Origin of the sequence: Limimaricola litoreus (genome assembly GCF_024159025.1) — a bacterium.
GTDB lineage: Bacteria > Pseudomonadota > Alphaproteobacteria > Rhodobacterales > Rhodobacteraceae > Limimaricola > Limimaricola litoreus.
In genome coordinates this window covers 1-7,275 of the sequence record NZ_JAMYXC010000290.1, presented here as the reverse complement: position 1 = coordinate 7,275, position 7,275 = coordinate 1, and the positions used below count along the sequence as shown (strand labels likewise).

Genomic DNA, 7,275 nt, shown 5'->3' with positions numbered 1-7,275 from the left:
CAAGGTGCGGCCGAACCCGCCCAGACCGGCGCGGGGCAGGGTGGCATGGCTGCCAAGCGCGCGGGCAAGATCGGGGCTGCCGCCAAGGCCGATCAGCGCCACCGGGCAGCCGGGGTCGAGCGACAGCGCGAGCGTTTCGCCCGGCTGGAGCGTGAATGCGGTCCAGGCCTCGATCGGGCGGGCATTCTCGCCCTCGACCTGCCCCATCAGCCCCGGGCCGAGCGCAAGCCGCAGCGGGGCCTCCCGCGCCTCCAGCCGCGGCGGCACCAGCGCCACCTCGATCGCCGCGGCCCCCGCCGCATTGCCCAAAAGGAGGTTGAGCGCGTAAAGCGCGTCGCGGTCCAGCACCCCCGAGGCGGGCACGCCGATGCCGCGTCCGCCGCGAAACCCGGCATCCTGGATCAGGCTGCGCGCGCCGCCTTTGACGAAATGCAGCCGCGACGTCATGGCGCGGCCTCGGCGTAGCGCGCGGCCTCGATCCGGCCCGCGGCCAGATCCGCCGTGATCGTCTCGAAGCGATCCTGGTCCACTGGCTCGAAGCGGACACGGTCGCCCGCCTCCAGCAGCGCGGGCGCGGCGCGCGCGGCATCGAACAAGGGCACCGGGCAGCGGCCGACGATGTGCCAGCCGCCGGGGCTTTCGAACGGGTAGATGACGGTCAGGCCGTTGGCGATGGCCACGGCGCCTTGCGGCACGCGGGTGCGCGGCGTGCTCCGGCGCGGCACCGAGAACCCTTCGGGCAGCTCGCCCATGAAGGGCAGGCCGGGCAGGAAGCCGATGGAATAGACCCTGTGCTCGGTGGCGGCATGACGCTCGGCGATCCTCTCGCGCTCCATCCCGAGCCGCTTTGAGAGATCGTTCAGATCCTCGCCCTCGTAGCAGCACGGCAGCCGCCAGAGCCGGCCCGCGACGGGGGCAGCCGGATCGGTGTCCTCCAGCGCGGCCCGCACGCGGGCGACGAGATCGGCCTGCCGCCCTTCGAGCGGATCGTAATGCAGGGTGATCGAGCAGAAGGCGCGCGACAGCTCCTGCGCCCCGGGCAGCGCCCCGGCGTCGAGCAGCTCGGCCAGGCGGGCATGAGCCGCGCCGACGCGGGCGGCGGCCTCGGCCCCGATGCGCGGCGCGAGGTCGAAGGTGATGGCCCGGTCGGCCAGGGGCCGGGCGGCGAGCAGGTCCACGTCGAAGGCTCCGGATCGGTGCGGTTCGCGCGAAGCCTAGAGGCTCAGGACAAGCGCATCAACGATTTACCGACAAAATGTCCGCGAAAACTCCCAATCAACGTCATGGATTGATTGCCGCGGCAGGGGGCGGCACTCTGCACCGAGCTAATGAAGGGAACAGGCGGCATGGCAGAGAAAACCGGGCGAGAGACCGAGGCGCAGGGGGCGCGGCCCCAGAAGATCGTGTCTTCGGAGCATCTGGCCGATGACGAGAACTGGGAGCTGTCGGAATATGAATACGGCCTGATCGTCGCGCAGAACGCCTTCAGTCGCTGGATGACCCGGTGCCTCGCCGCCGTGGTCGGCCATTCCAATTTCGGCGCGCTCGATGTGCTGGTCTTGCACAACGTCAACCATCGGGGCCGGGCCAAGCGCCTGTCGGACATCTGTTTCGTCCTCAACATCGAGGATCAGCACACGGTGACCTACGCGCTGAAAAAGCTGGTGGCCGAGGGGCTCGTCGCCGGCGAAAGGCGCGGCAAGGAACGATTCTACGCCACCACCGATCTCGGCGCAGAGACCTGCCGCAAGTATCGCGACCTGCGCGAGGCCTGCCTGATCGACACGCTGCGTTCGATGGACTCGGATGCCGAGGAGCTGCGCCGGCTGGGCCGCGTTTTGCGCGGAATGTCGGGGCTTTACGATCAGGCCGCGCGGTCTGCCGCCTCGGTTTGATGTGAAATTACCTGCGAAACGCAGGTAATATGTTTACAAGACAAACGGCGCTCGGCTAGCGTTGCGCCCATCATGCAGCGATCCGCATCCAGGCGGATCGGGGGGAGGCCGAATTGCGCGAGACGAACGCTCCGATCCTGACCGTCGAGAACCTGTCGATCGCCTTCGGGGAGACCGAGGCGGTGCGCGGCCTGAGCTTCGAGGTGCCGCGCGGCGGCACGCTCGCCATCGTCGGCGAGAGCGGTTCGGGCAAATCGGTCACCTCGATGGCGGCGATGGGATTGCTGAAGTTCACCGGGGGCCGCGTCACCTCCGGAGCGATCCGGCTGCATGGAAAGGAGGGCGAGACGGCGATCACCGGCGCCTCGGAGGCCGCGCTGCGGCGGCTGCGCGGCAACCGGATCTCGATGATCTTCCAGGAGCCGATGACCTCGCTCGATCCGGTCTTCACCATCGGCAGCCAGATCGGCGAGGCGCTGAAGCTGCATCGCGGTCTCGGCGGCCGGGCCGCGCGCGACGAGGCGGCGCGGCTTCTGGAGCTGGTGCGCCTGCCCAATGCCCGCGCCCAGCTCGACCGCTACCCGCACCAGCTTTCGGGGGGGATGCGCCAGAGGGTGATGATCGCCATGGCCGTCTCCTGCCGGCCCGACCTGCTGATCGCCGACGAGCCGACCACCGCGCTCGACGTGACCATCCAGGCGCAGATCCTGCAGATCATCCGCGACATGCAGTCCGAATTCGGCACCTCGGTCGTCTTCATCAGCCACGACATGGGCGTGGTCTCGGAGATGGCCGACGAGATCGTGGTGATGCGCAATGGCGAGATGGTCGAGACGGGCCGGGCCGAGGATGTGATCCTGCGGCCCAAAGCCGATTACACCCGCGCGCTGATGGCGGCGGTGCCGAAGATCGGCGCGATGCAGGGCTCCGAGAGCCCGCGCAAGTTCGACCTGCCGGGGCAGGCGGCGGCCGAGGGCGGCGATCACCCCGCGCCCGAACGTGCCGAGCCGCTGGTCCGGCTCGACAAGGTGACGACCCGATACGACATCACCTCCGGCTTCTTCGGTCGGGTCAGCCACCGCGTCCATGCCGCCGAGGATGTCAGCTTCGAGATCCACCCCGGCGAGACGCTGGCGCTTGTGGGCGAGAGCGGATCGGGCAAATCGACGGTGGGCAAGACGCTGCAGCAGCTCGTGCGCCCGGTTTCGGGGCGCATCCTCTACCGCGGCACCGACATCCTCTCGCTCGATCCGGCCGAGCGGCAGCGCTTCAAGCGCGAGATCCAGTACATCTTCCAGGACCCCTACGGCTCGCTCAACCCGCGCAAGACGGTGAAGCAGAGCCTGACCGAACCGATGGCCACCCATGGGCTCCTGCGGGACGCCGACGCGCAGGTGGCCGAGCTTCTGACCTCGGTCGGGCTCAAGTCGGAACACGCCGGGCGCTACCCGCACGAATTCTCGGGCGGCCAGCGCCAGCGCATCGCCATCGCCCGCGCGCTTTCGGTCGATCCGGGGCTGATCATCGCCGACGAGGCGGTCTCGGCGCTCGATGTGAGCGTGCAGGCGCAGGTGATCAACCTGATGATGGACATCCAGGCCCGGCGCGGGCTGGCCTATCTCTTCATCAGCCACGACATGGCCGTGGTCGAGCGCGTCAGCCACCGCGTCGCGGTGATGTATCTGGGCGAGATCGTCGAGATGGGCACGCGCCGGCAGGTCTTCGAGACGCCGCAACACCCCTATACGAAGCGCCTGCTGCGGGCGGTTCCGGTGATGGACCCGACCCGTCCACCGGAGCGCGTCACGCTGACGGGCGACATCCCCAGCCCGATCCGGGCCATCGGTGATCCGCGGCGCAGCCACGGCTTCGTCGAGGTCGCGCCGGGCCACATCCTCGCCGACAACCACGAAAACTTTGAAAAATACAGGGAAGGTATCGCATCATGACGGATCTGAAATCGCGCCTGCTGACGGCGGCGCTCGTCGCCACCACCGCGCTCACCGCCGCCCCGGCCCTGGCGCAGGGCACGCTCACCGTGGCGCAGCGCCAGGACCCGGCCAACTGGGACCCGGTCGATACCTTCCTCGTCGCCTGGGGGTCGGTCGCCTCCAACATCTACGACGGCCTCGTGCGCCGCGACGAGAACCTCGAACTGCAGCCCGGCCTCGCCGAAAGCTGGGAGGTCTCCGAGGACGGGCTGAAGATCCGCTTCGAGCTGCGCGAGGGCGTGCAGTTCCACAATGGCGAGCCCTTCGACGCGAATGCGGTGAAATACACCTTCGACCGCCTGCTGGGCGATGTCGGCGCCGCCGGGCCGCAGCGCTCGAACTACACCACGATCGAAAGCGTCGAGGTGGTCGACGACACCACCGTCGATTTCCACATGGCCCAGCCCGACCCGGTGATCCTCACCAAGCTCGCGGGCTACGGCGCGATGATCGTGCCGCCGCAATACATCGAGGAAATGGGCCAGGAGCATTTCGACATGAACCCGGTCGGCACCGGCCCGTTCAAGTTCGTCAGCTACGACCAGGGCGCGCGGATCGAGCTCGAGGCCAACGAAGAGTATTTCGACGGCGCGCCCGCGCTCGACGGGCTCGTCTACCGCTTCATCCGCGAGGATGCGACGCGGCTGGCCGAGCTGCAGTCGGGCGGGGTCGATCTCGTCTCCGACGTGGCCTTCTCGGCGGTGCCGACGATCGAGGCGGCCGACAATGCCGATATCGTCGCCGTCTCCGGCCCGACGATCTACTCGCTCGCGCTCAAGACCAAGGACGCGGTGACCGAGGATGTGCGGGTGCGCCGCGCGCTCAACATGGCGGTCGACAAGCAGGCGCTGATCGACGCCTTCCTCGCCGGGCGCGGCACGCCGATCGCCAGCCTGCAGGGCGAGCTGTCCTTCGGCCACGATCCCGAGCTCGAGGGCTATGCCTTCGATCCGCAGCAGGCGATGGCGCTTTTGCAGGAGGCCGGCGTCGCGCCGGGCACCGAGATGACCATCGACTACCGCGCCGGCAACTCGACCTTCAACGAGGTGGCGCAGGCGCTGACCGGCTTCTTCGCCGCGGTCGGGCTCAATGTCGGGCTCAACCCGATCGAGGATGGCGTCTTCCTCAACGAGATCGTGCCGCAGGGCCGGACCAACGAGATGTTCCAGTTCAGCTGGGGCGGCTGGACCTTCGATTTCGACAACACCGCCTATCTCTCCTACCACGAGGGCGAGAAGTGGAACCCCTACGGCACCTCCGAGGAGATGAACGAACTGCTCGAGGAGCAGCGCCAGTCGCCCGACCAGGAGGTCCGCGAGGAGATCCTGCAGCAGGTGGCCAACCTCGCCCATGAAGAGGCCTACCACATCCCCCTCTACAACGAGCAGACCGTCTACGCGGTGGCCGACCGGGTCGAGGGCTTCGTGCCCGCCCCCGACAAGCGGCTGCGCCTGACCGAGGTCAGCATCGCCGAGTGAGACCATAGCGCCGGCGCGGGGCCTCTCTCCCGCGCCGGATCTTCCCTTCGGAGGCCGCCTTGCCCATCCTCTCCTTCATCCTCAAGCGCGTGATCCAGGCCGGCTTCGTGCTGATCGCGGTGACGCTCTTCGTCTCCTTCGCGATCCGGCTCACCGGCGATCCGGCGGTGATGATGCTGCGCGAATCCGCGAACGTCACCCCGGAGGATCTCGAACGGATCCGCGAGGGGCTCGGCCTCAACCGGCCCTTCCTCGTGCAATACGGGGATTTCATCGCCGGTCTCGTCACCGGCGACCTCGGCCAGAGCTTCTTTCGCGGCGCCATCGCGCCGCTGGTCTCGGGCGCGCTCGGCGCGACCTTGCTGCTGGCGCTCACCTCGCTGGCCGTCTCGCTGCTGATCTCGATTCCCTTGGGCATCTACGCGGCCACGCATCGCGGCTCCTTCGGGGATCAGCTGGTGCGGGTGCTGTCGCTCGCGGGGCTGTCCTTTCCGAACTTCTGGCTCGGCATCATGCTGGTGCTGATCTTCTCGGTGACGCTGCGCTGGCTGCCGCCGTCGGGCTTCACCGGACCGCAATCGCTGATCATGCCCGCCGTGACGATCGGCGTGATCCTGACCTCGACCAACCTGCGCATCGTGCGCACCACCATGCTCGACGTGCTGTCGTCGCAGTTCATCATGGTGGCCCGCGCCAAGGGGCTGTCGCAGACCAAGGTGGTCTACAAGCACGCGCTGAGAAACAGCTCGATCGCGCTCGTCACCTATCTCGGCCTGCAGTTCGGCTCGCTGATGGGCGGGCTCGTGGTGGTCGAGCTGGTGTTCAACTGGCCCGGCATGGGCACGCTCGCCATCGAGGCGATCGCGCAGCGCGATTACCCGATCCTGCAGACGGTGATCTCGATCCTCGCGGTGCTGATCGTCGCCGTGAACCTCCTGGTCGACCTCACCTACATGCTGCTCGACCCCCGCATCAGACTGGAGTGACGCCATGACGGGCTTCAAGAATTTCGAGTTCGTCGCGGGGCTCGTGCTGATCGTGCTGATCGGTGGCGCCGTGGCCCTGTCGCCTTTGCTGTTTCCCGACGGTGGCCGCGCGATGGACCTCACCGCGCGGCTGACCGCGCCCTTCGGCGGCTGGGAGCACCCCTTGGGCACCGATCCGCTGGGGCGCGACATCCTCGCCCGCGTCGTCGTCGGCGGCCGGGTGTCGTTCTTCGTCGGCATCGTCTCGGCGCTCGGCGCGGTGGTGATTGGCACGGTGGTCGGCCTTCTGGCGGGCTATTACCGCGGGCCGTGGGACATGTTCCTGATGCGCTTTGCCGACATCCAGCTGGCGCTGCCCTTCATCCTTCTGGCGATGACGGTGATCGCGATCATCGGGCCGGGGCTCGACCGCATCATCGTGCTGATGATCGTCGCGCAATGGGTGCAATATGCGCGGCTGATCCGCGGTTCGGTCCTCTCGCTCAGACAGGCCGAATTCGTGCAGGCGGCGCAGAGCTACGGCCTGCCCGACCGCAAGATCCTGTTCGGCCACATCCTGCCCAACGCGATGGGCCCGCTGGTGATCCTCGCCACGCTGAACGTCGCCAACAACATCCTGCTCGAAAGCAGCCTGACCTTCCTCGGCCTGGGGATCGACCCGCTGGTGCCGAGCTGGGGGGGCATGCTGGCCGATGGGCGCAACTACATCCAGACCGCGCCCTGGGTGACGATCTTTCCGGGCCTCGCGATCATGCTGACGGTGCTGGGCCTCAACCTGCTGGGCGACTGGCTGCGCGACCGGCTCGATCCGCTGGGAGCCACGAAATGACCCACCGCGATTTTGCCCGCACGATCGATGCGTTGCCCGACACCGCGCGCCGCGCATGGCTGTTCGAAGGCCCCGCCGCGCGGCGCGCGATGGAGG

At 68.1% G+C, this 7,275-nt stretch carries 7 protein-coding genes; 5 read left to right on the top strand and 2 right to left on the bottom strand.

Translation table 11 applies throughout. The features are described 5' to 3' along the window. Together NHG85_RS17795 and NHG85_RS17790 are read right to left on the bottom strand one after the other, a co-directional pair. Positions 1-447, bottom strand: a 447-nt coding sequence (locus tag NHG85_RS17795; protein ID WP_502213725.1) for a 5-oxoprolinase subunit C family protein, incomplete at its 3' end; no start/stop codon positions are given. Next, complete coding sequence (locus tag NHG85_RS17790) at positions 444-1,178, bottom strand: 5-oxoprolinase subunit B family protein (protein WP_253334925.1); 735 nt, start codon at positions 1,176-1,178, stop codon at positions 444-446. The genes NHG85_RS17795 and NHG85_RS17790, both read right to left, overlap by 4 nt. Positions 1,179-1,346: 168 nt before the next feature. Between NHG85_RS17790 and NHG85_RS17785 the strand changes: the two genes are divergently transcribed. The 5 genes from NHG85_RS17785 (at position 1,347) to NHG85_RS17765 (ending at position 7,179) form a co-directional block, all read left to right on the top strand. Continuing rightward, a complete protein-coding gene (locus NHG85_RS17785) occupies positions 1,347-1,895 on the top strand; it encodes a winged helix DNA-binding protein (protein WP_253334924.1) in 549 nt (182 codons plus the stop codon). A gap of 113 nt (positions 1,896-2,008) precedes the next feature. Continuing rightward, positions 2,009-3,844 carry an ABC transporter ATP-binding protein gene (locus NHG85_RS17780; RefSeq protein WP_253334923.1) on the top strand — a complete coding sequence of 612 codons (1,836 nt, stop codon included), beginning with the start codon at positions 2,009-2,011 and terminating at the stop codon, positions 3,842-3,844. Beyond that, positions 3,841-5,364 carry an ABC transporter substrate-binding protein gene (locus NHG85_RS17775; RefSeq protein ID WP_253334922.1) on the top strand — a complete coding sequence of 508 codons (1,524 nt, stop codon included), beginning with the start codon at positions 3,841-3,843 and terminating at the stop codon, positions 5,362-5,364. The genes NHG85_RS17780 and NHG85_RS17775 overlap by 4 nt, the downstream gene beginning before the upstream one ends. Positions 5,365-5,423: 59 nt before the next feature. Further along, positions 5,424-6,350, top strand: a complete 927-nt coding sequence (locus NHG85_RS17770; protein ID WP_253334921.1) for an ABC transporter permease — start codon at positions 5,424-5,426, stop codon at positions 6,348-6,350. A gap of 4 nt (positions 6,351-6,354) precedes the next feature. Next, positions 6,355-7,179: an ABC transporter permease gene (locus NHG85_RS17765; protein WP_253334920.1), complete on the top strand. Its 825-nt coding sequence runs from the start codon at positions 6,355-6,357 to the stop codon at positions 7,177-7,179. The last annotated feature ends 96 nt before the right edge of the window (positions 7,180-7,275 follow it).

Excerpts from the sequence above, each read along its gene's own strand:
- NHG85_RS17785 (WP_253334924.1), top strand. The coding sequence starts at position 1,347 with ATGGCAGAGAAAACCGGGCGAGAGACCGAGGCGCAGGGGGCGCGGCCC.
- NHG85_RS17765 (WP_253334920.1), top strand. The coding sequence starts at position 6,355 with ATGACGGGCTTCAAGAATTTCGAGTTCGTCGCGGGGCTCGTGCTGATC.
- NHG85_RS17775 (WP_253334922.1), top strand. The coding sequence starts at position 3,841 with ATGACGGATCTGAAATCGCGCCTGCTGACGGCGGCGCTCGTCGCCACC.